This window comes from Streptomyces sp. NPDC052773 (assembly GCF_044547145.1).
Lineage (GTDB): Bacteria > Actinomycetota > Actinomycetes > Streptomycetales > Streptomycetaceae > Streptomyces.
Genome location: NZ_JBITZX010000005.1, coordinates 172,387 through 198,082 on the forward strand (window position 1 = coordinate 172,387; position 25,696 = coordinate 198,082).

Annotated in this window: 22 protein-coding genes and 1 pseudogene; 12 read left to right on the plus strand and 11 right to left on the minus strand. The window is 71.1% G+C overall.

Features of this window, described 5'->3' with window-relative positions; all coding sequences use genetic code 11:
• Nucleotides 1–4: 4 nt before the first annotated feature.
• Complete coding sequence (locus ACIG0D_RS13580; RefSeq protein WP_399799624.1) at nucleotides 5–910, plus strand: 1-aminocyclopropane-1-carboxylate deaminase/D-cysteine desulfhydrase; 906 nt, start codon at nucleotides 5–7, stop codon at nucleotides 908–910.
• Here the strand turns inward: ACIG0D_RS13580 and ACIG0D_RS13585 are convergent.
• The 3 genes and pseudogenes from ACIG0D_RS13585 to ACIG0D_RS13595 all read right to left on the minus strand — a co-directional run bounded on the left by ACIG0D_RS13585 (nucleotide 907) and on the right by ACIG0D_RS13595 (nucleotide 3,567).
• Nucleotides 907–1,065 (minus strand): hypothetical protein, encoded by a 159-nt coding sequence (locus tag ACIG0D_RS13585; RefSeq protein WP_399799626.1) that lies wholly within the window; start codon nucleotides 1,063–1,065, stop codon nucleotides 907–909. The genes ACIG0D_RS13580 and ACIG0D_RS13585 overlap by 4 nt on opposite strands.
• Before the next feature lie 409 nt (nucleotides 1,066–1,474).
• Nucleotides 1,475–1,846, minus strand: a pseudogene (locus ACIG0D_RS13590) (toll/interleukin-1 receptor domain-containing protein); the annotation flags it as partial.
• 125 nt (nucleotides 1,847–1,971) lie between these two features.
• Nucleotides 1,972–3,567 (minus strand): Na+/H+ antiporter, encoded by a 1,596-nt coding sequence (locus tag ACIG0D_RS13595; RefSeq protein ID WP_399799629.1) that lies wholly within the window; start codon nucleotides 3,565–3,567, stop codon nucleotides 1,972–1,974.
• Nucleotides 3,568–3,628: 61 nt separating this feature from the next.
• Between ACIG0D_RS13595 and ACIG0D_RS13600 the strand changes: the two genes are divergently transcribed.
• The 3 genes from ACIG0D_RS13600 to ACIG0D_RS13610 all read left to right on the plus strand — a co-directional run bounded on the left by ACIG0D_RS13600 (nucleotide 3,629) and on the right by ACIG0D_RS13610 (nucleotide 5,727).
• Nucleotides 3,629–3,889, plus strand: coding sequence for a UBP-type zinc finger domain-containing protein (locus tag ACIG0D_RS13600; RefSeq protein WP_086168698.1), 261 nt, complete (start codon nucleotides 3,629–3,631; stop codon nucleotides 3,887–3,889).
• A 276-nt stretch (nucleotides 3,890–4,165) separates the two neighbouring features.
• Entirely contained in the window at nucleotides 4,166–4,579 is a 414-nt protein-coding gene (locus tag ACIG0D_RS13605) for an anti-sigma factor (RefSeq protein ID WP_015657891.1), read from the plus strand.
• Between the two features lie 17 nt (nucleotides 4,580–4,596).
• Nucleotides 4,597–5,727, plus strand: a complete 1,131-nt coding sequence (locus tag ACIG0D_RS13610) for an RNA polymerase sigma factor SigF (protein WP_399799633.1) — start codon at nucleotides 4,597–4,599, stop codon at nucleotides 5,725–5,727.
• A 3-nt stretch (nucleotides 5,728–5,730) separates the two neighbouring features.
• On the opposite strand, the gene ACIG0D_RS13615 is transcribed toward ACIG0D_RS13610, so the two are convergent.
• A complete protein-coding gene (locus tag ACIG0D_RS13615) occupies nucleotides 5,731–6,183 on the minus strand; it encodes a hypothetical protein (protein ID WP_399799635.1) in 453 nt (150 codons plus the stop codon).
• Between the two features lie 747 nt (nucleotides 6,184–6,930).
• Between ACIG0D_RS13615 and ACIG0D_RS13620 the strand changes: the two genes are divergently transcribed.
• Both ACIG0D_RS13620 and ACIG0D_RS13625 read left to right on the plus strand, forming a co-directional pair.
• Nucleotides 6,931–7,899: a diacylglycerol/lipid kinase family protein gene (locus tag ACIG0D_RS13620; RefSeq protein WP_399799637.1), complete on the plus strand. Its 969-nt coding sequence runs from the start codon at nucleotides 6,931–6,933 to the stop codon at nucleotides 7,897–7,899.
• A gap of 319 nt (nucleotides 7,900–8,218) precedes the next feature.
• On the plus strand, nucleotides 8,219–8,476 hold the full coding sequence (locus tag ACIG0D_RS13625; RefSeq protein ID WP_003992873.1) for a WhiB family transcriptional regulator: 258 nt from the start codon (nucleotides 8,219–8,221) through the stop codon (nucleotides 8,474–8,476).
• 197 nt (nucleotides 8,477–8,673) lie between these two features.
• Here ACIG0D_RS13625 and ACIG0D_RS13630 read toward each other — a convergent pair whose 3' ends face one another.
• Both ACIG0D_RS13630 and ACIG0D_RS13635 read right to left on the minus strand, forming a co-directional pair.
• Entirely contained in the window at nucleotides 8,674–10,140 is a 1,467-nt protein-coding gene (locus ACIG0D_RS13630; RefSeq protein ID WP_365758168.1) for a PAS domain-containing sensor histidine kinase, read from the minus strand.
• A 454-nt stretch (nucleotides 10,141–10,594) separates the two neighbouring features.
• Nucleotides 10,595–11,299: a TetR/AcrR family transcriptional regulator gene (locus ACIG0D_RS13635; protein WP_399799640.1), complete on the minus strand. Its 705-nt coding sequence runs from the start codon at nucleotides 11,297–11,299 to the stop codon at nucleotides 10,595–10,597.
• 88 nt (nucleotides 11,300–11,387) lie between these two features.
• On the opposite strand from ACIG0D_RS13635, the gene ACIG0D_RS13640 reads away from it, so the two are divergent.
• Both ACIG0D_RS13640 and nagB read left to right on the plus strand, forming a co-directional pair.
• The gene (locus tag ACIG0D_RS13640) at nucleotides 11,388–12,137 is read left to right on the plus strand and encodes an SDR family oxidoreductase (protein ID WP_399799642.1); all 750 of its coding nucleotides are present in this window, start codon (nucleotides 11,388–11,390) and stop codon (nucleotides 12,135–12,137) included.
• 200 nt (nucleotides 12,138–12,337) lie between these two features.
• Nucleotides 12,338–13,123: a glucosamine-6-phosphate deaminase gene (gene nagB, locus ACIG0D_RS13645; protein ID WP_399799644.1), complete on the plus strand. Its 786-nt coding sequence runs from the start codon at nucleotides 12,338–12,340 to the stop codon at nucleotides 13,121–13,123.
• An 84-nt stretch (nucleotides 13,124–13,207) separates the two neighbouring features.
• Here nagB and ACIG0D_RS13650 read toward each other — a convergent pair whose 3' ends face one another.
• The 4 genes from ACIG0D_RS13650 to ACIG0D_RS13665 all read right to left on the minus strand — a co-directional run bounded on the left by ACIG0D_RS13650 (nucleotide 13,208) and on the right by ACIG0D_RS13665 (nucleotide 17,963).
• Entirely contained in the window at nucleotides 13,208–14,764 is a 1,557-nt protein-coding gene (locus tag ACIG0D_RS13650) for a glycoside hydrolase family 3 protein (RefSeq protein WP_399799647.1), read from the minus strand.
• 8 nt (nucleotides 14,765–14,772) lie between these two features.
• Nucleotides 14,773–15,603, minus strand: a complete 831-nt coding sequence (locus ACIG0D_RS13655; RefSeq protein ID WP_399799650.1) for a carbohydrate ABC transporter permease — start codon at nucleotides 15,601–15,603, stop codon at nucleotides 14,773–14,775.
• Nucleotides 15,600–16,598, minus strand: a complete 999-nt coding sequence (locus ACIG0D_RS13660) for a carbohydrate ABC transporter permease (RefSeq protein WP_399799652.1) — start codon at nucleotides 16,596–16,598, stop codon at nucleotides 15,600–15,602. The genes ACIG0D_RS13655 and ACIG0D_RS13660 overlap by 4 nt, the downstream gene beginning before the upstream one ends.
• Nucleotides 16,599–16,685: 87 nt before the next feature.
• Nucleotides 16,686–17,963 (minus strand): extracellular solute-binding protein, encoded by a 1,278-nt coding sequence (locus tag ACIG0D_RS13665; protein WP_399799655.1) that lies wholly within the window; start codon nucleotides 17,961–17,963, stop codon nucleotides 16,686–16,688.
• 373 nt (nucleotides 17,964–18,336) lie between these two features.
• Between ACIG0D_RS13665 and ACIG0D_RS13670 the strand changes: the two genes are divergently transcribed.
• The 3 genes from ACIG0D_RS13670 (at nucleotide 18,337) to mctP (ending at nucleotide 21,098) form a co-directional block, all read left to right on the plus strand.
• Nucleotides 18,337–19,101 carry a GntR family transcriptional regulator gene (locus ACIG0D_RS13670; RefSeq protein WP_365757924.1) on the plus strand — a complete coding sequence of 255 codons (765 nt, stop codon included), beginning with the start codon at nucleotides 18,337–18,339 and terminating at the stop codon, nucleotides 19,099–19,101.
• Between the two features lie 114 nt (nucleotides 19,102–19,215).
• Complete coding sequence (locus ACIG0D_RS13675) at nucleotides 19,216–19,470, plus strand: DUF3311 domain-containing protein (RefSeq protein ID WP_365757922.1); 255 nt, start codon at nucleotides 19,216–19,218, stop codon at nucleotides 19,468–19,470.
• Complete coding sequence (gene mctP / locus ACIG0D_RS13680) at nucleotides 19,470–21,098, plus strand: monocarboxylate uptake permease MctP (protein ID WP_399799659.1); 1,629 nt, start codon at nucleotides 19,470–19,472, stop codon at nucleotides 21,096–21,098. The genes ACIG0D_RS13675 and mctP overlap by 1 nt, the downstream gene beginning before the upstream one ends.
• A gap of 93 nt (nucleotides 21,099–21,191) precedes the next feature.
• Here the strand turns inward: mctP and ACIG0D_RS13685 are convergent, their stop codons facing one another.
• A complete protein-coding gene (locus ACIG0D_RS13685) occupies nucleotides 21,192–24,773 on the minus strand; it encodes an NACHT domain-containing protein (RefSeq protein ID WP_399799662.1) in 3,582 nt (1,193 codons plus the stop codon).
• A 393-nt stretch (nucleotides 24,774–25,166) separates the two neighbouring features.
• Between ACIG0D_RS13685 and ACIG0D_RS13690 the strand changes: the two genes are divergently transcribed.
• Nucleotides 25,167–25,673, plus strand: coding sequence for a GNAT family N-acetyltransferase (locus tag ACIG0D_RS13690; RefSeq protein WP_399799665.1), 507 nt, complete (start codon nucleotides 25,167–25,169; stop codon nucleotides 25,671–25,673).
• The last annotated feature ends 23 nt before the right edge of the window (nucleotides 25,674–25,696 follow it).

Sequence of the window (25,696 nt, forward strand, 5' to 3'; positions counted from 1 at the left end):
GAGAATGGGTCCCGTGACCAGCAACGACGCCCTCGCCGCCCTGCGACCGAGGCTTCCCTCGCCCCTCCAGGAGGTGCTGGACGAGCGGTTCGCGCGCCGTGGCGTGCGGCTGCTGCTCAAGCGCGACGACCTCATCCACCCCGATCTGATCGGCAACAAGTGGCGCAAACTCGCGCCCAACCTCGCGGCGGCGGACGGCCGGCCGATCCTCACCTTCGGCGGCGCGTACTCCAACCACCTGCGCGCCACCGCCGCCGCGGGCCGCCTGCTCGGGGTCCCCACGATCGGCGTCGTCCGCGGCCACGAACTGGCCGACCGCCCGCTGAACCCGTCCCTCGCGCGCTGCGCGGCCGACGGCATGAGCCTGCACTTCGTCGACAGATCGACGTACCGCCGCAAGACGGATCCGGCCACCTTGGCGGTGCTGCTGCACGCGGCCCACGCGGAGGACGCCTACGTCGTCCCCGAGGGCGGCAGCAACACCCTCGCCGTCCACGGCTGCACGGCCCTCGGCGAGGAGCTGCGCGACCACGCGGACGTGGTGGCGATCGCCTGCGGCACCGGCGGCACACTGGCGGGCCTGGCGGCGGGGGTGGGCCCGGAGCAACGCGTCCTGGGCATACCCGTCCTGAAGGGCGGCTTCCTCGGCGACGAGATACGTACCTTGCAGAAGGCGGCGTTCGGCGGACCGCGCGGTGACTGGTGGCTCGACGAGCGGTTCCACTTCGGGGGGTACGCCAGGACGACACCCGAACTCCATGCGTTCGCCAAGGAGTTCGAGGAACGGCATGGGGTGGGCGTGGAACGGCTTTATGTGGCCAAGATGCTGTACGGGCTCTTCACCCTCGTGGACGAAGGTGCGTTCGCTCCGGGGACGGTCGTCGCCGCTGTGCTGACCGGCGCTCCCTAGCGGCCCTTGCGGCCGAATCCACGAACACCCCTCTTCTTGGCAAGCAGTTTCTGGGCCAGGAATTTCTTCCCCATGGCGACGTAGGCATCGGCAAGGGCCTTGGTCGTGCGCCGGACGTCTTGGTGGTCGTCGCCGAGTATGCGGCGCTGGCGCACCAGTGCGTCCTCGATGATCGGCCGCGCGCCGCGCAGATCCCCGAGATCCGCCGTCGCGTGTCCGTGCCAGGTCGTACTGGTCGGCGAAGCGGTGGGCGTACTCCAGCGCGATCTGGCTCTTGCCGATGCCGCCCCGGCCGCGGAGGGCGGAGACCGCGGTGTCGTTGTCGGCGAGCAGGCCTTCGCGCAGCGCGACCAGCACGGCCTCCCGGCCGGAGAAGTCGGGGTTCTTCCGGCGTACGTTCCACACCTCGGCACGCTTGGTGCTGTCCGGCAGACGGTGTCTGGCCTCCTCCGCCACGTCGGTGCCGGGCGCCTCCGGTTCCTCCCGCGCGGGCGCCGCGCCGCCCGGGAACGGCGGCGGGCTGCTCGGCCGGCCGCCTCCGTCGACCGCCGTCAGCAGGGCCTCGAGGGCGGCCTCCTCGTCCAGGCCGTGGAGGTCCTTGCGGACCCGCGTGGCGAGCATCGCGGGGACGTCGTGGTTGGTGAGCGGTTCGACGGCGAGGGGGATGATGCGGTCGCGGCGGGCGACGACGGCGGTCCACTCCTCGTTGGTCCACCGGTCGCGTTCGAAGTACGAGCCGGAGAACAGCGCCACGACCGCGTCGGCCTGCCGCAGCCCTTCCTCCATGCGCTGCACGAAGTCGTCGCCGGTGCGCCAGTCCCACACGTCGAGCATGACCTGGTGGCCGTGGCGCTCCAGGTGGTAGCCCACCCACTCGGCCCACGAGCGGTCGGCGCCCGCGTAACTGATGAAGAACCGCTGTGTGGTGCCGGTCACCGAGCCCCCCGAGTCACCAAGTCCCGTATGTGTTCTGCCCTGTTCGCCGCGTCCTGCCCGGCGTCCGCTCCGAACCCTCGGGACCCATCATCCCCCGTGGCACTGACAACGCACCTCGCATCACATCACGTCGCCTCCCGGTACGCCGCCGCTTCCTCCAGGTCGAGCCGGCGCAGCAGGGTCCGCAGCATCTCGTCGTCGATGTAGCGCAGGTCCCGCAGCTTGACGAAGACCTCCCGCTCGGCGCCGATCATCTCCCGCGCGAGCCTGCGGTAGGTGTCGTCGGCGGTCTCCCCGGTGATGGGGTTGGGCTGGCCGAGGCGTTCCCAGACGGCGTTGCGGCGGCGTTCCAGGACGGTGCGCAGGCGGTCGGCGAGCGGGCCGGGGAGGGTGTTGCGCTCGTCGGCGAGGAGGTCGTCGAGGCGCTGTTCGGCGGCGCGTGAGGCCTGCGCCTGGGCGTTGGCCTCGGCGAGGGTCTCGGCCTGCCGGTCGCGGCCGGGCAGGCGCAGCAGGCGGATCAGCGGCGGCAGGGTGAGGCCCTGGACGACGAGGGTGCCGATGACGGTGGTGAAGGTCAGGAAGAGGATGAGGTTGCGGCCGGGGAAGTCCTCGCCGCCGTGCATCGTCACCGGGATGGAGAAGGCGATGGCGAGGGAGACCACGCCGCGCATGCCGGCCCAGGAGATGACGAACGCCCCTTTCCAGGTGGGGTTCTCCTCCCGTTCTCGGATCCGCGCGGACAGCGCTCGCGGCAGGAACGTCGCCGGGTAGACCCAGACGAACCGGGCGACGACCACGACGAGGAAGAGGGCGATCGCGTACCAGGCGGCGTCGGCGCCCTCGTACTCACCGAGTCCCCGCAGCACGACGGGCAGTTGGAGTCCGATGAGGGCGAACACGGACGACTCCAGGACGAAGGCGACCATCTTCCACACCGCGTCCTCCTGGAGGCGGGTGGCGAAATCGACCTCCCACGCGCGGTGGCCCAGGTAGAGGGCGACGACCACGACCGCGAGGACGCCCGAGGCGTGCACCTGTTCCGCGACGCCGTACGCCACGAACGGGATCAGCAGGGAGAGCGTGTTCTGCAGCAGCGCCTCCTTGAGGTGGGTGCGCAGCCAGTGGATCGGCATCATCAGCAGCAGTCCGATGCCGATGCCGCCGACCGCGGCGAGCAGGAACTCGCCGATGCCCCCGGCCCAGGTGGCGCCCTCCCCGACGGCGGCGGCGAGGGCCACGCGGTAGGCGGTGATCGCGGTGGCGTCGTTCACCAGGGACTCGCCCTGGAGGATGGTGGTGATCCGGGAGGGCAGTCCCACGCGGCGGGCGATCGCGGTGGCCGCGACCGCGTCCGGCGGTGCCACCACCGCGCCCAGGACCAGCGCGGCGGTCAGCGGCAGGTCGGGCACGATCAGATAGGCCGCGTAGCCGACGACTACGGTCGCGAAGAGCACGTATCCGACCGAGAGCAGGGCGACGGGCCGCAGTTGGGCGCGCAGGTCGAGGTAGGAGCTGTCGGTGGCCGCGGTGTGCAGCAGCGGGGGCAGCAGCAGCGGCAGGACGATGTGCGGGTCGAGGGTGTAGTCGGGGACGCCGGGGACGTACGACACCGCCAGACCGGCCGCGACCAGGAGCAGCGGTGCCGGTACGGGGGTGCGGCGGCCGGCCGCGGCGACCGCGGCACTGCCGGCCACCAGCAACAGCAGGGGCATCACGTCCATGGCTCTCGCCCGCTCTCGTTTTCCGCGCGGTCATCCGCACACCCGTCGTAATCTGGCAATCATGAAACAGTGCACGCACGCCGACGCGCTGCCGCACCCGGAACCTTCCGCGCTGAGCGAGACGTGCCCGGAGTGCCTGGCGGCCGGTACGCACCCGGTGCAGCTGCGGCTGTGCCTCACCTGCGGTCACGTCGGCTGCTGCGACTCCTCGCCGGGGCGGCACGCCACCGAGCACCACGAAAAGTCGGGGCACCCGGTGATGCGCACGTTCGAACCGGGTGAGAATTGGCGTTGGTGCTTCGTCGACCACGTGCTGGTGTGACCCGCTCGTGACCTCGGTTCCGGACAGTGGGATCCGGACGGTTCGAGCGTCTGACGCCGGGGTACGTCAACCCGGCGCACCCTGTTCCGAATTGGGTCCGCCCACCCTCTAGCCACTGTGCGTATTCATGTGTTTACTATGAGTGACAGCAGGGGGATGGGGTCCCAGGGGACAGGAAAATCGAGAGCGCGGTAGCGTCACCGCTGAACCACACATCGCGTTACCCCGGGGGGCGACCCTCGGCCCCGTAGAGCTTGTACCACCTTGGAGGTGAGGGTGTCCCAGATCGCAGGCGAGCCCGCGACCCAGGACTTCGTCGAAGTCCGGCTGCCGGCTGCGGGTGCCTACCTGTCGGTGCTGCGGACGGCCACGGCCGGCCTCGCGGCCCGTTTGGACTTCACCCTCGACGAGATCGAGGACCTGCGCATCGCGGTGGACGAGGCCTGCGCGATCCTGCTGCAGCAGGCCGTGCCCGGCTCGGTGCTCAGCTGTGTCTTCCGGCTCGTCGACGACTCGCTGGAGGTCACCGTCTCCGCGCCGACCACGGACGGTCACGCCCCCTCGCGCGACACCTTCGCCTGGACCGTGCTGTCCGCCCTCGCGGGCAAGGTCTCCTCCGCGGTGGACGACGACAAGACCGTTTCGATCAGCCTCTACAAACAGCGCGGCGCGGGACCCGGGCCGGCGTGAGGAACGGGGACGGGCCGGTGCGGGACGAAGAGCGCGGCACACGGGAGCTGCCGGCCGAGGGCACGGGCGGGCCGGCGGGTGCGGGCAGCCCGGACGCTCCGAGTGGTCCGGACGGTTCCCGACGCATGGCGGACGGCATCGACGGCATCCCCGAGCAGGCCCGGCCGCACCCGGAGGAGGACACCCCGCGGGCGGACTTCCTCCGCGACGGGCAGCGGGATCAGGACAGTGCCGTGCAGGTCGCGCCTTCGGAGCGGCGGAACGGGGGCTTCCCTGTCCGGGCCGAGGCGCGGGCTCGGGGAAGGGCGACGGGCGGGACGATGAGCGAGCACGAGCGAAATTCCGAGGACGAAGCGGCGGTCACGCGCCACACGCCGGCCGCGCACCAGAACCCTCAGGACCGCAGCGGGGCGCGCGCCCTCTTCGTCGAGCTGCGCTCGCTGCCGCAGGGCAGCCCGGAGTACGCGGAGCTGCGCAACCGGCTGGTCCGGATGCATCTGCCGCTCGTCGAGCACCTCGCGCGCCGCTTCCGCAACCGGGGCGAGCCGCTGGACGACCTCACGCAGGTCGCCACCATCGGGCTGATCAAGTCGGTCGACCGCTTCGACCCGGACCGCGGCGTGGAGTTCTCGACGTACGCGACTCCGACGGTCGTCGGCGAGATCAAGCGGCACTTCCGGGACAAGGGCTGGGCGGTGCGGGTGCCGCGCCGGCTGCAGGAGCTGCGGCTGTCGCTGACCACGGCGACGGCTGAGCTGTCGCAGCTGCACGGCCGCTCCCCCACGGTCCACGAGCTGGCCGAGAAGCTGGCGATCTCGGAGGAGGAGGTCCTGGAGGGCCTGGAGTCCGCCAACGCGTACTCCACGCTGTCCCTGGACGTCCCCGACACCGACGACGAGTCCCCGGCGGTCGCGGACACCCTGGGCGCGGAGGACGAGGCGCTGGAGGGCGTCGAGTACCGGGAGTCGCTCAAGCCGCTCCTGGAGGACCTGCCGCCGCGCGAGAAGCGGATCCTGCTGCTGCGGTTCTTCGGCAACATGACCCAGTCGCAGATCGCGCAGGAGGTCGGCATCTCGCAGATGCACGTCTCCCGACTGCTGGCGCGCACGCTGGCGCAGCTGCGGGAGAAGCTGCTCGTCGAGGAGTGAGGACTACTTCCGGGCGTTGCCGGGCCCGCGGATGCCGAGGGCCCGGGTCGTCTCGGCATTGATCAGCAGCACCAGCGCGGCGATGGCGACGACGGCCAGCGCGATCCCCGCCGGGATGGACATGCTGTCGGCCTGGAGCAGGTTGTAGGCCACGGGCAGCGCCATGATCTGCGTGATGACGGCGGGACCGCGGCTCCAGCTGCGGCGGGCCAGCAGCCCCCGCGCGGCGAGCAGCGGCAGCAGCGCCAGGACGACGAGCGTGATGCCCCCGGTGACCGCCTGCCGACGCCCGTCCGGCTCCCCGGTCAGCCCGAACACCAGCATCCACACCCCGCCGACCACCAGCGCCAGCCCCTCCAGCCCGGCCAGCACCGCCGCAGCGGTAAGCCGAACAGGCCGCGGGCCCGCCTCATCGACATCGACGGCTTCAGGGCTGGGCTTCTGCGCAGAACTCACCCTTGCAGGGTAGCGGCCGGGGGGTGGGGGGCGCGGGAGAGGTGGGGGCGGGGCGGTGGGCCCCGGCTGGGGACGGGGCGCAGGGGGCGGCCTTCGGGCGGGCGAGGTCGGGTCGGGCCCGGGTCGGGGGTGGGCTCTGGTCGGGTGTGGGCCCGGATCCACCGCGGGCCCGGGTCGGGGGTGGGCTCTGGTCCGGTGTGGGCCCGGATCCACCGCGGGCCCGGGCCGGGTATGGGCTCAGGTCGGGTGTGGGCCCGGGTCGGGGGTGGCCCGGGTCGGGGCAGGCGCGGACACCGGCCCCGCCCGCCCCGGCCACGTATGGGCCGCTGCGACACGGGCCCCAGGCGCCGAGCCGGGTGAGGGCAGCTGCGACACAGACCGCAGGCCCCGAGCCGGGCGCGGCGGCTGCGATACGGGCCGTACGCCCGAGCCACGTACCGAGAAGCCCTGAGCGCTGCCCCGAGCCACGGGCGGCGAAGCCCGGAGCGCGAGGCCGAGCACCGACCGCCGACCGCCGGGGCCAGCGTCCCAGTGAGACACAGGGCACAGTCCCACACGGGTGCAACGCGGCGCCGTACCGATGGGGGGCCGCCCGGTAGCGGGCGGAGGGGTGCCGCGGCGTAGGGCGGGACGGGTGCGCCCGGGCCTTGGGTTCCGCGCCCCCGTGTCCCGCTTCGCGCCTCGAACTCTGGCGTGATCTCCACTCCGGTCTGGGCCCGGTACCCCCCAGTAGGTACGCTGCCATCCATGCGTGCACTTCTCGTGGTCAATCCGGCGGCAACCACCACAAGCGCACGTACGCGCGATGTGCTGATCCACGCGCTCGCGAGCGAGATGAAGCTGGAGGCGGTCACCACCGAGTACCGCGGTCACGCTCGTGACCTGGGCCGGCACGCGGCGCAGAGTGAGGACATCGAGCTGGTCGTGGCCCTCGGCGGCGACGGGACGGTCAACGAGGTCGTCAACGGTCTGCTGCACGCCGGCCCCGATCCGGAGAACCTGCCGCGCCTGGCCGTCGTGCCCGGCGGATCGACGAACGTCTTCGCCCGCGCGCTGGGCCTGCCCAACGACGCGGTGGAGGCGACCGGCGCGCTGCTGGACGCCCTGCGCGAGGGCAGGGAGCGGACGGTCGGGCTCGGGCTCACCTCCGGGACGCCGGGCAGCGACGACGAGGCGGTCCCGCCCCGCTGGTTCACCTTCAACGCGGGCCTCGGCTTCGACGCGGGGGTGGTCGGCCGGGTCGAGCAGCAGCGCGAGCGCGGCAAGAAGTCGACGCACGCGCTCTACGTCCGCCAGGTCGTGCGGCAGCTGCTGGGCGAGCCGCACCGCCGGCACGGGACGATCACGCTGGAGCAGGACGGCGAGGAACTGGCGACGGATCTGGTGCTGTCCATAGTCTCGAACACCGCCCCGTGGACGTTCCTCGGCAATCGCCCCATGTATGCGTCACCTAAGGCATCGTTCGACACCGGCCTCGACGTATTCGGTCTCAGCCGCCTGTCGACGGCCGCGGTTGCCCGGTATGGCACCCAGTTGCTCACTTCGTCCCCGGAGCGCGGACCCAAGGGCAAGCACGCCGTGTCCCTGCACGATCTGACCCGGTTCACCTTGCATTCGAAGGTCCCCCTGCCCCTCCAGATGGACGGTGACCACCTGGGGCTGCGTACGAGCGTGACGTTCACAGGCGTACGCCGTGCACTGCGTGTGATTGTGTGAGCAGAAGGGGCGAAAGTCCTTTCACTCGAACGTTTAGGCCAGGATCCACCCCATGGAAGTACGGCTGTGACCTAGTCGACACCGAGGAATCAAAAAAAACTTTCCGGAAGGGGTTGTATCCGCCGCTGAGGTTTGCGAGTCTCTACGTGGCGATCGGGACGGCCCGCAGGATCGGCCTCCAGAGATCACCGGAACCCCTCTTCAAACCACAGGACCACGCCAGGGAACCTGGCAGTCGGCCCTTCACTTGTTGAGGGATTCGTGAAAGCGTTCACATTCACAAGCAACCTGCACGTAATACCAAGGAGAGGTAGCAGCCATGGACTGGCGTCACAACGCCGTTTGCCGCGAGGAAGACCCCGAGCTCTTCTTCCCCATCGGCAACACCGGTCCTGCGCTGCTGCAGATCGAGGAAGCCAAGGCCGTCTGCCGTCGCTGCCCGGTGATCGAGCAGTGTCTGCAGTGGGCGCTCGAGTCCGGCCAGGACTCCGGCGTCTGGGGTGGTCTCAGCGAGGACGAGCGCCGCGCGATGAAGCGCCGCGCCGCCCGCAACCGGGCTCGTCAGGCCTCCGCCTGACATCACCCACCCCGCTGACAGCCTGAGCTTGGCGGCGCGTACAGCGAGTACGCAACTCCCGCCCCCGAGCACGCAGCGCGCAGTACCCCGATGCGCTTGAGAGCAGCAGCGAGCACTGGCCTCGGACCGATCAAGGTCCGGGGCTCTTTGCTTTCCCCGGAAGGCCGCGGGGTTGCTTCTCCACGGAGAGCCGTGGGCTACTTCTGCGCCCGCACCGGGATGTCCAGCAGCACCTGGGTGCCGCGCTCCGGCGCCGGGACCATGTCGAAGGTGCCGCCCAACTCCCCCTCGACCAGCGTCCGTACGATCTGCAGGCCCAGGTTGCCGGAGGTGTGCGGGTCGAAGCCGGGCGGCAGGCCGACCCCGTCGTCCTGGACGGTGACCAGAAGGCGGGCCTCCTTCGTCGTACCGCCACGGACCGCCGAGACCTCGACGGTTCCGGTGTCGCCCTCCCGGAAGCCGTGCTCCAGGGCGTTCTGCAGGATCTCGGTCAGCACCATGGACAGCGGGGTGGCCACCTCGGCGTCGAGGATGCCGAAGCGGCCGGTGCGCCGGCCGGTGACCTTGCCCGGGGAGATCTCGGCCACCATGGCGAGCACCCGGTCGGCGATCTCGTCGAACTCCACCCGCTCGTCCAGGTTCTGGGACAGCGTCTCATGCACGATCGCGATCGAACCCACCCGCCGAACGGCCTCCTCGAGCGCCGCGCGGCCCCGCTCGGACTCGATCCGGCGGGCCTGGAGGCGCAGCAGGGCGGCCACCGTCTGGAGGTTGTTCTTCACCCGGTGGTGGATCTCCCGGATGGTCGCGTCCTTGGTGATCAACTCACGTTCGCGGCGGCGCAGTTCGGTGACGTCCCGGAGCAGCACCAGGGAACCGATGCGGGTGCCCTTGGGCTTGAGCGGGATCGCCCGGAACTGGATGACCCCGTCGTTGGCCTCGATCTCGAACTCGCGGGGCGCCCAGCCGCTGGCGACCTTGGCGAGGGCCTCGTCCACGGGACCGCGGGTGGGGGCCAGTTCGGCGGTGGTCCGGCCGAGGTGGTGGCCGACCAGGTCGGCGGCGAGGCCCATGCGGTGGTAGGCGGAGAGGGCGTTCGGGGAGGCGTACTGGACGATGCCGTCCGCGTCGAGGCGGATCAGGCCGTCGCCCACGCGGGGCGAGGCGTCCATGTCGACCTGCTGGTTGGCGAACGGGAACGCGCCGGCCGCGATCATCTGGGCGAGGTCGGAGGCGGACTGGAGGTAGGTCAGCTCCAGGCGGCTCGGGGTGCGCACGGTGAGCAGGTTGGTGTTGCGGGCGATGACGCCGAGGACGCGGCCCTCGCGCCGTACGGGGATCGACTCGACCCGTACGGGGACCTCCTCGCGCCACTCCGGGTCGCCCTCGCGCACGATCCGGCCCTCGTCGAGCGCGACGTCCAGCATGGGGCGGCGCCCGCGCGGGACCAGGTGGCCGACCATGTCGTCCTGGTAGGAGGTGGGGCCGGTGTTCGGCCGCATCTGGGCGACGGAGACATAGCGGGTGCCGTCGCGGGTGGGGACCCACAGGACCAGGTCGGCGAAGGAGAGGTCGGAGAGCAGCTGCCACTCCGAGACCAGCAGATGCAGCCACTCGAGGTCGGAGTCGTCGAGGGCGGTGTGCTGGCGGACCAGTTCGTTCATGGAGGGCACGTGTGCGAGCGTACCTGGCGGTTTGTACGGCGTTGAAATGCGCCGGTCTGCAGCCGCATGGCCCCTGAAGACACCCGCGGGCCGCGGCGCCTGGGAGGGACCCTCAACCCTCCCGGCACCGCAGCCCGGAGCAATATCGGCCGTGGGGTGTGCGGTCCCGGTCGGCCGAAGGATGAGGAGCCGGGGCAGTCAGGGCAGAGAGCTCCGGTTCCTCGGTCCGTCTTCCTGTGCGGGGAAGACGGATGCTGTGGTTCCCACGCATGGGACTACCGCACAGTAGGTTTTCGCGAGGATGGTCTGCAACGATTGTGGACTAGACCACTCCGCGTGTCCATGCGTCGGAGGTTGTTTGTTGCCGGCCGTTTGCCGCCGGCGGTGTGCTGTCGAAGACCATGCGGCGCGGGCCGTCGCCGTTGCCGACCCCTGGCAGCCTAACCCGCTCCGGTCATCCGCGGGGCCAGATAGTCATGGCAATTTCGGCGAGCGCCTCCAGTTCCGCCCGGCTCGCGCCGTCGCGCGCCTGCTGGGACATGCCCTGGATCATCGCCCCGGCGTGCCGGGCCAGGGCCGCCGCGTCGGTGTCGGGCGGCAGCTCGCCCGCGGCGATGTCCGCTCTTATCCGGCTTTCGATGGCCGCGATGGCGGCGTTGCGCCGGTCGCGCAGGTCCTGCTCCACCTCGGGGGTGGAGCAGTTGGTCGCCGCGTGGACGACGAGACAGCCGTGCGGCCGGCCGGGGGCGGTGTACTCGACGGCCGCCTCGCGCAGCATGCGGTGCACGCCGGCCCGGGCGGTGGGTTCCTCGGCGAGGGCGCGCGCGGTGAAGGAGCCGTAGCGCGCGCCGTACACCTGCACGACCTCGTCGAACAGCGCGCGCTTGTCGCCGAACGCGGCGTAGAGGCTGGGGGCGCCGATGCCCATGGCGCGGGTGAGGTCGGAGACGGACGTCGCTTCGTACCCGCGCTCCCAGAAGGCCATGATCGCCCGCTCCAGGGCGGTCTCGCGGTCGAAGGAGCGGGGCCGGCCGCGCCCGCGACGACCGGCGGAGGCGGCCTCGCGCTCGACGGAGGGGGCCTTGCGCCCAGCGGGGGCGGCCTCCTCCCCGGTGGCGTCCTGCGCCTTGTTCTCCTGCGTGCTCACCATGGAGTGCATTTTATAGCGGGCGCTAGACAAATGTCAGCGGCCTGCTCTACCGTCTTTTCTGTAGCGACCACTAGCGAATTGCGAAGGGGGCGTCGTCATGGGCGCGCTGAGCGGGAGGACGGCACTCGTCACGGGGGCGAGCAGGGGGATCGGGCGCGGGATCGCCGAGCGGCTGGGCCGCGACGGGGCGCGCGTCGCGGTGCACTACGGAACGAACGAGGTGGCGGCGAAGGAGGCGGTCGCGGCGATCGAGGCGGCGGGCGGCTCGGCCTTCACGATCGGCGTGGAGCTGGGAAAGGCCGGGGACGCGGAGGCACTGTGGGCCGAGTTCGACCGGCACGCGGACGGCGTCGACATCATCGTGAACAACGCGGGGATCGGCACGTCGTCACCCCTGACGGACATCGACGAGGCGGAGTACGACCGGCTCTTCGCGGTGAACGTGAAGGCGCCGTACTTCATCGTCCGGCACGGCCTCGGCCGGCTGCGCGACGGCGGCCGGATCGTCAACATCTCGACCGGGCTCGCGCGCAACGCGGTGATGCCGGACCTGACGGCCTACTCGATGACGAAGGGCGCCCTGGACGTCTTCAGCCGGGACCTGTCCAAGGTGCTGGGCCCCCGGGGCATCACGGTGAACTCGGTGGCTCCCGGCTTCATCGAGACGGACAACACGGCCCCGCTCCTCAGTACGGAGGAGGGCCGGGCCCAGGCCGAGGCGATATCGGCCCTGGGCCGGGTGGGCACCCCGGCGGACGTCGCGGACGTGGTGGCGTTCCTGGCCTCGGAGCAGGCCCGCTGGGTCACGGGCGGCTGGCTGGACGCGACGGGGGGTTCGCTGCTCTGAGCCGAGCTTCGGCAGGGCGGGGGGCGCGGACGGGGCCACCGCGCAGGGCTCGGGTCGGGGCTCGCCGACGGGGACGGAACCCCGGTCCGCCACTCCCCCGCGACACCTGGGACGGGCGCCGCCGCTCTGTTAGATTGGTCTAAACCACATGACCCTTTCGGGTGCCCTTCGAGTCCCCTCTTCAGATCGGCAGGCCAAGCGTGGAAGTTGTCATCGTTCCGGACGCCCAGGCCGGCGGCGAGCTGATTGCCGAGGCCATGGCCCAGCTGCTCCGGCGCAAGCCCGACGCCCTGCTCGGTGTGGCCACCGGCTCCACCCCGCTGCCCATCTACCAGGCCCTCACGGCCAAGGTGCGCGCCGGCGAGGTGGACGCCTCGCGGGCGCGGATCGCACAGCTCGACGAGTATGTGGGGCTGCCCGCGTCGCACCCGGAGTCGTACCGCTCCGTGCTGCGGCGGGAGGTGCTGGAGCCGCTGGGGCTGTCGATGGACGCGTTCATGGGGCCCGACGGCGAGGCGGAGGACGTCCAGGCGGCCTGCGAGGCGTACGACAGGGCGCTCGCCGAGGCGGGCGGGGTGGATCTGCAGCTGCTCGGGATCGGGACCGACGGTCACATCGGGTTCAACGAGCCGTGCTCCTCGCTCGCGTCGCGGACGCGGATCAAGACGCTGACCGAGCAGACCCGGGTGGACAACGCGCGGTTCTTCGACGGTGACATCGACCAGGTGCCGCATCACGTCATCACACAGGGCATCGGGACCATCCTGGAGGCGCGGCATCTGGTGCTGCTGGCCACCGGGGAGGGGAAGGCGGACGCGATCGCCGCGACGGTGGAGGGGCCGGTAGCCGCGGTCTGTCCGGCGTCCGCGTTGCAGTTGCATCCGCACGCGACGGTCGTCGTCGACGAGGCGGCGGCGTCCAAGCTGAAGCTGGCGGACTACTTCCGGCACACGTATGCGAACAAGCCGGAGTGGCAGGGGATCTAGGGGTTCAGAGCGCCCTTCGGGGCGCGTCAAAGGCGCCGGGCTCCACAAGGGCCCGGCGCCTTCACGTCGCAGGAGCGGGAGCGGTTACGCGCCCGCGATGATCTCCGCCGCCGCCCGGCCGCAGACCCTCGCCGCGCCGTGGGTGGCGATGTGGAGGGCGCCGCGGGCGGGGGCCTGGGGGACGCCCATCTCGACGACGATCGTGTCGGGGCGGGCGGTCAGGACGGTGTCGAGGGCCGCCGCCATCCAGGGGTGGCGGTGTTCGTCGCGGACGACGGCGACGATGCGGCGGGACCCCGCCGCCGCCAGGGCCCTGCGGCCCACCTCCTCACCCGAGCCGCCGGAGCCACCCGGACGGTCCGAGGTACCCGGACGGTCCGAGGCACCCTGGCCACCACCCGAGTCGCCCGAGAAGGTGCCCGTGTCCGTGCCGGGGAGCAGTGCGGCGAGTTCGGCGGCCACGCCCCACGGGGTCTCGTCGCCGACGGCGATGTTGGCGACGGGGGTGAACGCGGCGACGTACGGCGCCTCGGTGAGCGGGGTGTAGCCTGCCGCGCCGGTCACTTTCAGGGCCCGCCGGGCGGCGGTCAGGCCGATGTCGGTGGCGGGGCCGGGCTCGGTGGGAGCGGCCTGGGCGGTCCAGCGGGCCAGGGCCCGGACCCGCCGCGCCGCGTCCGCGAGGCGTTCCTCGGCGAGTTCGCCGGACCGCACGGCGTCGACCAGGGCGTCGCGCAGGCGGCGTACCGTCTCGTCGTCGGCGAGCCCGCCGCCCACGCAGATGGCGTCGGCGCCCGCGGCGATGGCGAGGACGCTGCCGCGTTCGATGCCGTAGGTCGCGGCGATGGCCTGCATCTCCATGCCGTCGGTGACGATCAGGCCGTCGTAGCCGAGTTCGCCGCGCAGCAGGTCGGTGAGGATGCGGGGGGACAGGGTCGCCGGGCGGTCCGGGTCCAGGGCGGGGACCAGGATGTGCGCGCTCATCACGGCCCGGCTGCCGGCCGTGATGGCGGCGCGGAAGGGGGCCAGGTCGCGGTCGCCGAGGACCGCGGGGTCCACGTCGATGCGGGGCAGGGCGTGGTGGGAGTCGACGGCGGTGTCGCCGTGGCCGGGGAAGTGCTTGGTGCAGGCGGCGACGCCGGCGGACTGGAGGCCCTCCACGTAGGCCGCGGTGTGCCGGGCGACCAGGCCGGGGTCGGCGCCGAAGGAGCGGACGCCGATGACCGGGTTGCCGGGGTTGGAGTTGACGTCCGCCGAGGGCGCCCAGTTGAGGTTGACGCCGCAGGCGGCGAGGCGGCGGCCGAGTTCCCGGGCGACCTCGCGGGTCAGCTCGACGTCGTCGACCGCGCCCAGCGCGTGGTTGCCGGGGAAGGAGGAGCCGGTGCGCACCTCGAGGCGGGTGACGTCGCCGCCCTCCTCGTCGATGGCGACCAGGACGTCCTCCCGCTCGGCGCGCAGCTGGGCGGTAAGGGCGGCCAGTTGCTCGGGCGAGGCGATGTTGCGGCCGAACAGGCCGACGGAGGCCAGGCCCTCGCCGAGGCGGCGCAGCAGCCAGTCGGGGGCGGTGGTGCCGGTGAAGCCGGGCTGGAGGACCGTCAGCGCGTCCCGGGTCAGAGTGTCGGTGTCGCTGGCGAATGTCGTCATCGAGGGGGTTATCCCTTCACGGCGCCGGCGGTGAGGCCGCTGACGGCCCTGCGCTGGAGGAAGACGAAGAGGATCAGGATCGGGATCGCGAAGAGGGAGGAGGCCGCCATGGTCGCGCCCCAGTCGTCGCCGAACGCGGTGCGGAAGCTGGACAGCCACAGCGGCAGCGTCTGCGCCTCGGCCTCCTTGTTGAGCACCAGGACGAGCGCGTACTCGTTCCACGCGGTGATGAAGCCGAACAGGGACGTCGACATCAGGCCGGGCGCGAGCAGCGGCAGGATGACCCGGCGGAAGGCCTGGCCGCGGGTGCAGCCGTCGACCATGGCCGCCTCCTCCAGTTCCTGGGGCACGGCGGCGACGAAGCCGCGCAGCGTCAGGATGGTGAAGGGGAGGATCATCATCATGTAGAAGAGCGTCAGCGGGACGAGGCTGTTCAGCATCGACGCGTCCCGGACGATCATGTACATCGCGATGACCATGACCTCCCAGGGCGCCATCTGGGCCAGCATGAAGCCGACGATGAAGCCGCGCCGCCCCTTGAACCGCATCCGGGCTAGGGCGAAGGAGCCGGCGAGCGCGATGATCAGCGAGAAGAACACCGCGAGGACCGTCACGGTCAGCGAGTTGGTGACGTAGGTCCAGAAGTGGTCGACGCTCGTCGCGGTCCTGAAGTGCTCGAAGGTGTAGTCGGTCGGGAACCAGACCGGGTCCTCGGAGATGATGTCGCCGGTCGGCTTGAAGGCCGTGGTGAACATCCAGTACACGGGGAAGACGAAGACCGCGAACAGGACGACGGCCGTGATGTTGGGCCACAGGCGGCCGAAGAGCGAGCGCTTCACAGCGCGGCCTCCTCTTCTCCCTCTTGCTTGAGCACGATCCGCAGGTAGTAGGCGGTGAGGCCGAGCAGGATCAGGATGGTCAGGACGGCGATCGCGGCGCCCATGCCGTAGTGCTGGTTGCCGACGCCCTCGATGTAGGCGTAGACGGGCAGGATCTCGGTGAGCCGGTCCGGGCCGCCGCCGTTGATGGTGTAGACCTGCACGAACGCCTTGAAGACCCAGATGATCTCCAGGAACGTCGTGGCGTAGAGGAACGGGCGCAGGAACGGCAGGGTGACCGTGGTGAAGCTCCGCCAGGCGCCGGCGCCGTCCAGGGCGGCGGCCTCGTACAGTTCGTCGGGGATCGTGGTGGTCGCGGCGTAGAGGTTGATCGCGACGAACGGGATGGACTGCCAGACGATCAGCACGGTGACGACGAAGAACGTCGACATCTGGCTGCTGGTCCAGCTGTAGTCGGCCATGGATTCCCAGCCGAGCTTGGCGAGGACCCAGTTGACGACGCCGAAGCGCTGGGCGAACAGCCACTGGTAGACGGTGGTGGCGGCGACCACCGGCATCGCCCAGGCCAGCACCAGGCCGATCATCAGGGTGAGCCGCATCCGCTTGCCGAGGCGGGCGAGGAGCAGGCCGGTCAGGGCGCCGAGGATCATGATCAGGACGACGTTGGCCGCCGTGAACAGGATCGAGCGGAGGGTGACCCGCCAGAAGTCCTCTCCGGTGAGGACCTCCTTGTAGTTGTCGATGCCGTTCCACTCGGTGACGTGCTGGATCAGCTGCGCCATGTTGAGGTTCTGGAACGACAGCAGGACGTCCTTGAGCAGCGGCCAGCCCAGCAGCAGCACGGTGGCCGCGCAGGCCGGCAGCAGCAGGAGGTAGGGGCCGAGCGCGCCGGCGCGGGACCCGGCTCGCGGTCGGGGCCGGCCGGAGCCCTCGCCGTCCGCCCCCTTGCGGACGTCCGCCGGGCCGGAGGGCGGCCGTTCGGTCTGCACGGTCATGCTCGCCATCTCTTCTCTAGACCTACGACTGTCGCGGGGCGGGGGCCGTACGGTGGGTCCGCGCGGCCCCCGCCCTCGGCGAGCGCCTTACTGCTGCTGCGCCAGGCGCTTGTTGAACTCGTCCTCGACCTGCTGGGCGGCCTGGGCCGGGGACTTACCGTTCAGCACCGCGGTCATGTAGGTCTTGACCGGGTTGGGGGCGTTCTCGACCGCGGCCCACTCGGGGATCAGCGGGGTGGTGCCACCGCCCGCGGCGGCCGGCGCCATGGCCTCGGCGGCCGGGTTGCCCTTGACGTTGCCCTGCAGCGACTCCTTGTTGGGGATGACGCCGTTGAGCTTGGCGAGCCGGCCCTCGTACTTGTCGGAGAGGGCGATCTTCAGGAACTCCTTGGCGAGTTCCTGCTTCTGGCTGCCCGCGGCGACGGCGAGGTTGGAGCCGCCGAGGAAGACGCCCTCGGGCTTGCCGGCCGTGGCGCCGGGGATGGTGAAGTAGCCGATCTCCTTCTCGATGTCCGGGTTGGCCTTGATGGCGATGCCGGCTTCCCAGCCCATGCCGATGAAGGCGCCGACGTTGCCCTTGCCGAAGACCTCGCCCTGCTGCGGGGTGGCCTCGTCCTTGTCCTTGGGGGCCTTGGAGAGGGCCTGGAACTTCTTGTACGTCTCCATGGCGGCGGCGACCTTGGGGTCGTCGAGGTTGGAGACGTACTTGTCGCCGTCCTTCTTGACCAGTTCACCGCCCTCGCCGACGACGAGGCCGACGAAGTGGTACCAGTTCTGGCCGGGCAGGTAGATGGGCTCGGCGTCGGTCTTCTCGCCGATCTGCTTCAGGTCGGCGTAGAACTCGTCGCGGGTCTTGGGCAGGTCCTTGATGCCGGCGTCGGCCCAGACCGTCTTGTTGTAGACGACGACGCGGTTGGCGAAGTACCAGGGGGCCGCGTACTGCTTGCCCTCGTAGACCGAGGAGTTGTTCAGGGACTCGGTCCAGTCGGCGCCGATCTCGGCCTTGAGGTCGGCGAGGTCGGCGAGGCCGCCGGTCTTGGCGTAGGCCGGGGTCTGGGTGTTGCCGATCTCGAAGACGTCCGGCGGGTTCTCCTCCGACAGGGCGGTGGTCAGCTTCTGCTGGATGCCGTTCCACTGCTGGATCTCGAACTCGACCTTGGCCTTGGTCTTCTTCTCGAAGGCCGCGGCCACGTCCTTCTGCCACTGGTCCGGCGAGGAGCCGTCCATGACCCACACCGTCAGGGTCTGGCCCGCGTAGCCGTCCGCCCCGCCCTTGTTCTCGCCGTTGCCGTCGTCGCCACCGCACGCCGCGAGCGAGACCATCATGCCCGCGACACCGATCGCGGATATCAGCTTGCGCTTCACGCCACCCTCCTCAGGGATGCCTCAAACCCCCCTGCTCCCCGCGGTGAACCGACGTACCGCCCATGGGGCCGGGACCTGGACCAATGGTGTAGACCAGTACGGGGAGCTTGGCCCAGACCAAATGGCGTGTCAAGGGTCTGAAGTAGGGCCCGACCAGCCGTTATGGGACCTACATATGCAGGAACCTTTAAGTAAGAACCCCGCGAAAACAGCGGCTCGAGGCGTCATACTCGGGTAGACCACTTCAGTGGGCTGGACTAGACCAAAGCAGGCGGCGACGGTATACAGAGGGGATCATCGGAGCGTGCGGACGACACCTCCGAAGGAGACCTCTACGGAGGACGACACCTCTACGGAGCCGGGAAGGCGGAGCATGAGCACCGACGTCAGCAGTGCGGAGAACGAGAGCGGGGCGACCGTCCGTACCGCACGTGTGCCCAAGTACTACCGCCTGAAGAAACACCTGCTCGACATGACGGAGACGCAGGCGCCGGGCACCCCCGTCCCGCCCGAGCGCACGCTCGCCGCCGAGTTCGACACCTCGCGCACCACCGTGCGCCAGGCGCTCCAGGAGCTGGTCGTCGAGGGCCGCCTGGAGCGGATCCAGGGCAAGGGCACCTTCGTCGCCAAGCCGAAGGTCTCCCAGGCGCTCCAGCTCACCTCCTACACCGAGGACATGCGCGCCCAGGGCCTGGAGCCCACCTCGCAGCTGCTGGACATCGGGTACATCACCGCCGACGACCGGCTCGCCGAGCTGCTCGACATCACCACCGGCGGCCGGGTGCTGCGCATCGAGCGGCTGCGCATGGCCAACGGCGAACCGATGGCCATCGAGACCACCCACCTGTCCGCCAAGCGCTTCCCCGCGCTGCGCCGCTCGCTGGCCAAGTACACCTCCCTCTACACCGCCCTCGCCGAGGTCTACGACGTCCACCTCGCCGAGGCCGAGGAGACCATCGAGACCTCGCTGGCCACCCCGCGCGAGGCGGGCCTGCTCGGCACCGACGTCGGCCTGCCGATGCTGATGCTCTCCCGCCACTCCCTGGACCGGGAGGGCAAGCCGGTGGAGTGGGTGCGGTCGGTGTACCGGGGCGACCGCTACAAGTTCGTGGCGCGCCTGAAGCGCCCCGCCGAATAGCGATTTTGTAAAGGCGGTGACCGATATGCGGACGAGGGGTTCCTCTTCCGCGACACCGTGACCTAGATTGCCAGCCCAATCAGGCAGGTGATCAGTGAGGGGACGGAGCCGCCGATGTCACAAGCCCCAGAAGTCGGCAGAGGAGCGGTGGTGACGCCGGTGCGCGTCGTCATCGCCCTCTGCCTCATAGCGCCGTTCGTGGCCATGCTCTGGGTCGGTTCGTACGCGAAGACCGACCCGTCGTTCATCGGCATCCCGTTCTTCTACTGGTACCAGATGGCGTGGGTGCTGATCTCCACCGTGCTGACGATGATCGCGTTCAAGCTGTGGCAGCGTGACCAGCGCGCCCGCCGGGGCGGTGAGCGGTGATGAAGGACGGCGTGAACGGCGTCGCACTCGCCGTTTTCATCTTCTTCTTCCTGGCCGTCACGGTCATGGGCTTCCTCGCCGCGCGCTGGCGCAAGGCGGAGAACGAGCACAGCCTCGACGAATGGGGTCTGGGCGGCCGGTCGTTCGGCACCTGGATCACCTGGTTCCTGCTCGGTGGCGACCTCTACACCGCGTACACCTTCGTCGCCGTACCGGCGGCGATCTACGCGGCGGGCGCGGCCGGCTTCTTCGCCGTGCCGTACACGATCCTCGTCTACCCGCTCATCTTCACGTTCCTGCCGCGGCTGTGGTCGGTGTCGCACAAGCACGGCTATGTGACGACCTCGGACTTCGTGCGCGGCCGGTTCGGCTCGAAGGGCCTGTCGCTGGCGGTGGCGCTCACCGGCATCCTCGCGACCATGCCGTACATCGCGCTCCAGCTCGTCGGCATCCAGGCCGTGCTGGACGTGATGGGCATCGGCGGCGGCGAGGACACCAACTGGTTCATCAAGGACCTGCCGCTGCTGATCGCCTTCGGTGTGCTGGCCGCGTACACCTACTCGTCGGGTCTGCGGGCCCCGGCGCTGATCGCGTTCGTCAAGGACACCCTGATCTACATCGTCATCGCGGTGGCGATCATCTACATCCCGATCAAGCTGGGCGGCTTCGACGACATCTTCGCCAAGGCGGGCGAGGCGTTCGGCGAGACCAACCCGGCGACCGGCGCTCCCCGCGGTGCGCTGGTCCCGGCCGAGGCGGGCCAGTGGACGTACGCCACGCTGGCGCTCGGCTCCGCGCTGGCGCTGTTCATGTACCCGCACTCGATCACCGCGACGCTCTCCTCCAAGAGCCGTGAGGTGATCCGCCGCAACACCACGATCCTGCCGCTCTACTCGCTCATGCTGGGCCTGCTGGCCCTGCTGGGCTTCATGGCGATCGCGGCCGGGATCAAGGTGCAGAACGGCCAGCTGGCCATCCCGCAGCTGTTCGAGAACATGTTCCCGGACTGGTTCGCGGGTGTCGCCTTCGCGGCGATCGGCATCGGCGCGCTGGTGCCCGCGGCCATCATGTCCATCGCGGCGGCCAACCTCTTCACCCGCAACATCTACAAGGACTTCATCCGGAAGGACGCCACGCCCGAGCAGGAGACCAAGGTCTCCAAGCTGGTGTCGCTGCTGGTGAAGGTGGGCGCGCTGGCCTTCGTCCTGACCATGGACAAGACCGTCGCCATCAACTTCCAGCTGCTGGGCGGCATCTGGATCCTGCAGACCTTCCCGGCCCTCGTCGGCGGCCTGTTCACCCGCTGGTTCCACCGCTGGGCGCTGCTCGCCGGCTGGGCGGTCGGCATGATCTACGGCACGGTCGCCGCGTACGGGGTGGCCTCGCCGACGCAGAAGCACTTCGGCGGCTCGTCGAAGGAGATCCCCGGCATCGGGGAGATCGGCTACATCGGTCTGACCGCGTTCGTGCTGAACGTGATCGTGACGGTCGTCCTGACCCTCGTCCTCCGCGCGGCCAAGGCGCCCGACGGCATCGACGAGACCAAGCCGGAGGACTACACGGCGGACGCGGGCGACCCCGGCGTCCAGGTGGAACTGCCCCCGGCGACGGCGGGCTCCGCCCACTGAGCAGCCCTGTCTGCCGTCCGGCGGCGATCCGCGTGCGCGGGTCGCCGCCGGTCGCGTGAGCGGCCTGCGGGCCCCGGACTGCCGAGGCAGGCGTCAGTCGTCCCGTGTCCGTTGCGCCATCTGCGACCAGAAGCGGTCCAGTTCCCGTACGCGCATGCCCACCCAGTGGGGAGTCTTGCGGCGCAGGACCCGGGGCAGGCAGCGGCGCCAGCGGCCGGGGAGGAGGGCCTGTTGCTGGCGGCAGAAGGGCTCGCGGATCTCGCCGCGGGGGACGCAGCCGCGGGGCGGGTAGGGGCAGAGCTGGAACTTGCAGTCGGGCAGGCAGGTCTCGCCGGGCGGGGGCACCACGGCGGTTCCGCCCCGGAGTCCGGGCCGCAGCGGTTCCCGGTCGGTGCGGATGCACGGCGGCAGGGGCGTGTCCGGCTGCTCCACGCGGGTCAGCCGCTCCTCGACCTCGTCGGGATGGCCGTCCCGCTCGATCAGGTTCAGCATGATCAGTACGTCGGCGACGAGCCGCTGGGCGCGCGGGTCGAGGGTGCTCCAGCCGACCGAGGGCGGAATCCACAGGTTGTGCTTGCGGTACCCGCCACCGCCGCGGGGCCGGGAGCCGATGGTGTCGCTGACGCCCTTCTCGTCGATCCACAGGAACCGCTCGGGCCGGCCCGTCTCGAGGGCGAGGGCCGCCAGATCGGCCGCCTCGGCGACGAACGGGTGCAGCCGCCGGGGCTCCTGTCCGTTCCCCTCCGCCCCGCCGGCGACGCCGGGCGCCCGGTTCACCGTACCGGCCATCGACAGCCACCGTTCCACGGTCTGGACGGCGCTCGTCCCGCCGATCCCCGTACCCGGCCGGCGCGCCCCGTCCGACTGCTCCTCCTGCCACCCCGCGCCGCCGCCGCGGACGTGCTCGTGCCGGCCCGCGGTGTCCGGCATCTCCCACAGGCACAGCGCCTGGAGCAGCACGAGCTGGGTGTACCAGCAGCGGGAACGCTGGAGCACGGTCTCCGCCTGGCGGATCAGCTCGGCGCGGTTGCCGGGGTAGGTGTGCGGATGCCGTTTGCGCCGGTTCGCCGCGTATTTGAACCCCTGGGCCAGCGCGGTCTCCAGGGCGAGCGGCAGATCGGGCGGGCCGCCGGTGTACTTCGGGTCCAGGTGGCGCAGCCATCGGGTGAGCCGCTCGCGGGCCTCGTCGCGGTGCGCGTCGTCGACGGAGCCCAGCAGCATGGGCACCATCCAGGCGCGCATCACGAACTCCCGGAAGAGGGCGACTCGCCGTTCCCGGTACCGCTGGTTCAACGCCCGGCGCCGGCGCATCAGTTCCTCGACCCGCTCCGGCGTCCGCGTCCGCGCGCTGCCCCGCGCGCTGCGGGCCCGGGTCATCTCGGCGGCCCACGCCTCGTACTCGCGCCGCTTCCACGCCTTCAGGTCGTTGATCTTGGTGTTGTACTCCTCGATGGGATCGGTGGTCAGCCCGACCCGCTCCCGGATCACCGCGAAGGCCGCGTTGCCCCCGCTGCCGAACTCCTGCGCGGCGGCCAGGCGGACCGGATACGACGGCTCCATGGTGCCCATCCGGAACAGCCGCCAGTACAGCGGCGTGGTGTCCATCCGGTCGGAGACCTGGCGCAGGGCCTCACCGAGCCGTTTGAGCAGCCTCAGCTTGGCGTCCTGGAGGGTGCGCGGATCGCCCTTGATGTGCGGCCAGCGGGCGTGCACCGCGGCGACGATGTCCGTCAGGTAGCCCGGGTCGGGCTCCACGCTCTCCACTTCGGCCGCCGCCGCGTAGAGGTGGAGGGCCTTCGGGTCGTCGGTACGGCGCTGAGCCGCCGCGGTGAGCAGGCGCGAAAGGGGCCGCCCGCGCACCGGGGCGTGCCGCCACCGCTCCCGGATCTCCTTGCCGATCTCCGCGCGCACCCCGCCGCCGTCGGCCGCGAGTTCCGCCGTCCGCCGACGGGACAGCAGGACGAGGGCGATGAGCAGTTCACGGCTGGGGCCGGGCGGCTGCAGCGCCTCTTCGACCAGCCGGCCGGCCTCCCGTTCGCCGAGGTGGTTGAGCAGGCGGAAGCCGAAGTAGGCCTGGATGATGCTGTGCGGGAAGCGGACCTTCTTCTCGAAGCTCTCGACGAGGTCGAGCTTGCCCGCGTTCGCGACGTAGCCGGCGAGCAGGGCGTGGCACTGGTCCCGGTTCCCCCCGCGCAGCCGCCGGCCGGTCTCCTCGCCGAGCCGGTCGCACAGGGCGTCCCAGATCCGCTGCCGGTGCCATTCGGAGAACACGGTGGCGCGTCCGCCGTACCGGTCGAAGCCGCGCCGGGCGGCCCACAGATGGCCGGCGCCGGTGCGGGCGCGGCGGGCCGGGCCCGGGTGGATGTCCCGGTCGAGCAACTCGCCGAAGCCGACCTCGAGCTTGTCCTGGAGCAGCCCCACGCACGCCAGGGCGCAGACCACCTCCAGGGTCTCGCGCCGCTCGCGCGGGCCGAGCGCGACGGAGTCCCGCAGCAGGCCGTCGCACAGGGCGGTCTCCCAGGTCTCCAGCAGCCACAGCCGGAGCGTGCCGCGGTCCCGGCTGCGGGTGTCCAGCCGGTACGGGTCGTCGCGCGGGCGGTCCCGTTCGAGCAGGCCGTGCTGGTGGAGTTCGCGGGCGAGCTGGAGGTAGATCGGCGACTCGGTGACCTCGGCGGTCTCCACGATCCAGTCCACCCGGCGCTCGTCGGTGTCCGGCACCCGGGAGGCGACGAAGTGCAGGGCCTCCTCCTCGCTCAGCGGCTCCAGTTCCACGATGGCGGCGGGGGTGCTCTCCAGCGGGCTGTGCGGCCGGGAGGCGATGACGAGCGGCAGTCTCTCGTCGTGGGCGCGTTCGATGGCCCGGCGGATGATGTTGTCGCGGTTCTGCTGGGCGCTCTCGTCGAGCAGCGCCTCCTCCAGGCCGTCGGCGAGGACGACGACCTTGTCGTCGGCGAGCAGTTGCTGCCAGACCCGCTCGTTCTTGGTGCGGGCGAGGAGGCCGCGGGGCGCCTCCTCGGCGAAGCGCCGTTTGGCGAGCAGTTCGAAGTTCAGGGCGGTCCCGTCGTCGGCGTCGCGCAGCCGGATCGGCACCGGCACGGCCTGCTGCTGGGCCAGCAGTTCGGTGAGCCGGACCAGTACGGCGGTCTTGCCCGCGCCGACGCCGCCGACGAGCAGGTAGGGCCGCCGGGTCTCGCGCTGCCGCAGCCGCTCGGCGATGACCTGGGCGACCTCCTCGCGGCCCACGATCCGGTCGATGTCCGGTCCGGCGGTGAGCACCAGCCGGCGGGGGCAGGAGCGGGCGCGGGCGAGGTAGCGGCGTTTGGTCCAGCTGTACCACCAGAACAGGAAGAGCGCGGCGGCGACGGACGCGGTGAGGACGGGGCCGATGAAGCGGAGGAGGTCGTCGAGGCCGTTGGTGGTGCCGCCCAGGCGGTCGAGGGCGCTCTCCTCGCCGGTGACGAGGTTGTAGACGGCCTCCCCGCACCAGGCGACCACCAGCAGCGCGCCCAGCAGCCAGACGGCCCGGGTCACGTTGGTGTACGACAGCCACCTGCGCCATTTCCTGGGGCGTCCGCCGCCGCGCCGGGCCTCCAGACGGACCGTCAGGGCGTGCCAGCAGCCGAGCAGCCCGCGCCGGACCCGGCCCGCCGCGCGCCGCAGTTCCAGTGTCGCCATCGGCGCGTCACGCGGGCGCCGCGTGCCCGGCGGGCGCCGTACGACCCTCGTCACGGGACGGCCCTCGTCACGGGGCAGCCCTCGTCACGGGAGGCCCTGGTCGTGGATCGGCCCCGGTCACAGGACGGCCCACGTCATCGTGCGCTCCGTCATGGTCCAGCCCTCGTCATGGTCCAACCCCCGTCATGGTGCGCCCCCGTCACGGTCCGACCCCCGCCGTGCTCCGACCCTCGTCGTGCCCCCGTCATGGTGCGGTCTCCTCACGAGACCCCTGCTTCCATGGAATCACTCCGGTGGGGGCCCGCAACCCGGCTGTGGAAACCCCGGCGGGGCCCTGCGAGCCCTGTGGAAAACCCCGGGCCGCTGTCACACCCCTCGGGCACACTCGGCCCCATGGAGATCCTCATCCGCCCTGTCACGCCCGCCGAGTACGACACCGTCGGCGAGATCACCGCCCAGGCCTATCTCCGGGACGGTCTGCTCGACTTCGGGGAGAGCGACGCGTATCTGGAGGAGCTGAGAGACGTGGCGAAGCGGGCCGCCGCGGCGGAGGTGCTGGTCGCCGTGGCGGAGGAGCGCGTCGTCGGGGGCGTGACCTTCGTCCCGTCCGGTGGGCCCATGGCCGACGTCGCGGGCCCCGGCGAGGCCGAGATACGCATGCTGGCCGTCGCCCGGGAGGCCCGGCGCCGCGGCGCCGGCGAAGCCCTGGTGCGCGCCTGTGTCGACCGCGCCCGCGCCACCCCGGGCTGCGTCCGCGTCGTCCTGTCCTCCCAGCCCACCATGCACAGCGCCCACCGCGTCTACGAACGCCTGGGCTTCGTCCGCACCCCGGAGCGTGACTGGAACCCGCTCCCGGAACTGGACGACATCACTCTGCTCACCTACGAGTTGACGCTCTGAAACCGCTACGACACAACATCTGG

What these genes read in the sequence shown, in the direction of transcription:
- ACIG0D_RS13580 (WP_399799624.1), top strand. Translation starts at nt 5, where the DNA reads ATGGGTCCCGTGACCAGCAACGACGCCCTCGCCGCCCTGCGACCGAGG.
- ACIG0D_RS13595 (WP_399799629.1), bottom strand. Translation starts at nt 3,567, where the DNA reads ATGGACGTGATGCCCCTGCTGTTGCTGGTGGCCGGCAGTGCCGCGGTC.
- ACIG0D_RS13600 (WP_086168698.1), top strand. Translation starts at nt 3,629, where the DNA reads ATGAAACAGTGCACGCACGCCGACGCGCTGCCGCACCCGGAACCTTCC.
- ACIG0D_RS13620 (WP_399799637.1), top strand. Translation starts at nt 6,931, where the DNA reads ATGCGTGCACTTCTCGTGGTCAATCCGGCGGCAACCACCACAAGCGCA.
- ACIG0D_RS13625 (WP_003992873.1), top strand. Translation starts at nt 8,219, where the DNA reads ATGGACTGGCGTCACAACGCCGTTTGCCGCGAGGAAGACCCCGAGCTC.
- ACIG0D_RS13630 (WP_365758168.1), bottom strand. Translation starts at nt 10,140, where the DNA reads ATGAACGAACTGGTCCGCCAGCACACCGCCCTCGACGACTCCGACCTC.
- ACIG0D_RS13635 (WP_399799640.1), bottom strand. Translation starts at nt 11,299, where the DNA reads ATGCACTCCATGGTGAGCACGCAGGAGAACAAGGCGCAGGACGCCACC.
- ACIG0D_RS13640 (WP_399799642.1), top strand. Translation starts at nt 11,388, where the DNA reads ATGGGCGCGCTGAGCGGGAGGACGGCACTCGTCACGGGGGCGAGCAGG.
- ACIG0D_RS13650 (WP_399799647.1), bottom strand. Translation starts at nt 14,764, where the DNA reads ATGACGACATTCGCCAGCGACACCGACACTCTGACCCGGGACGCGCTG.
- ACIG0D_RS13660 (WP_399799652.1), bottom strand. Translation starts at nt 16,598, where the DNA reads ATGACCGTGCAGACCGAACGGCCGCCCTCCGGCCCGGCGGACGTCCGC.
- ACIG0D_RS13670 (WP_365757924.1), top strand. Translation starts at nt 18,337, where the DNA reads ATGAGCACCGACGTCAGCAGTGCGGAGAACGAGAGCGGGGCGACCGTC.
- ACIG0D_RS13675 (WP_365757922.1), top strand. Translation starts at nt 19,216, where the DNA reads ATGTCACAAGCCCCAGAAGTCGGCAGAGGAGCGGTGGTGACGCCGGTG.
- mctP (WP_399799659.1), top strand. Translation starts at nt 19,470, where the DNA reads ATGAAGGACGGCGTGAACGGCGTCGCACTCGCCGTTTTCATCTTCTTC.
- ACIG0D_RS13685 (WP_399799662.1), bottom strand. Translation starts at nt 24,773, where the DNA reads ATGGCGACACTGGAACTGCGGCGCGCGGCGGGCCGGGTCCGGCGCGGG.
- ACIG0D_RS13690 (WP_399799665.1), top strand. Translation starts at nt 25,167, where the DNA reads ATGGAGATCCTCATCCGCCCTGTCACGCCCGCCGAGTACGACACCGTC.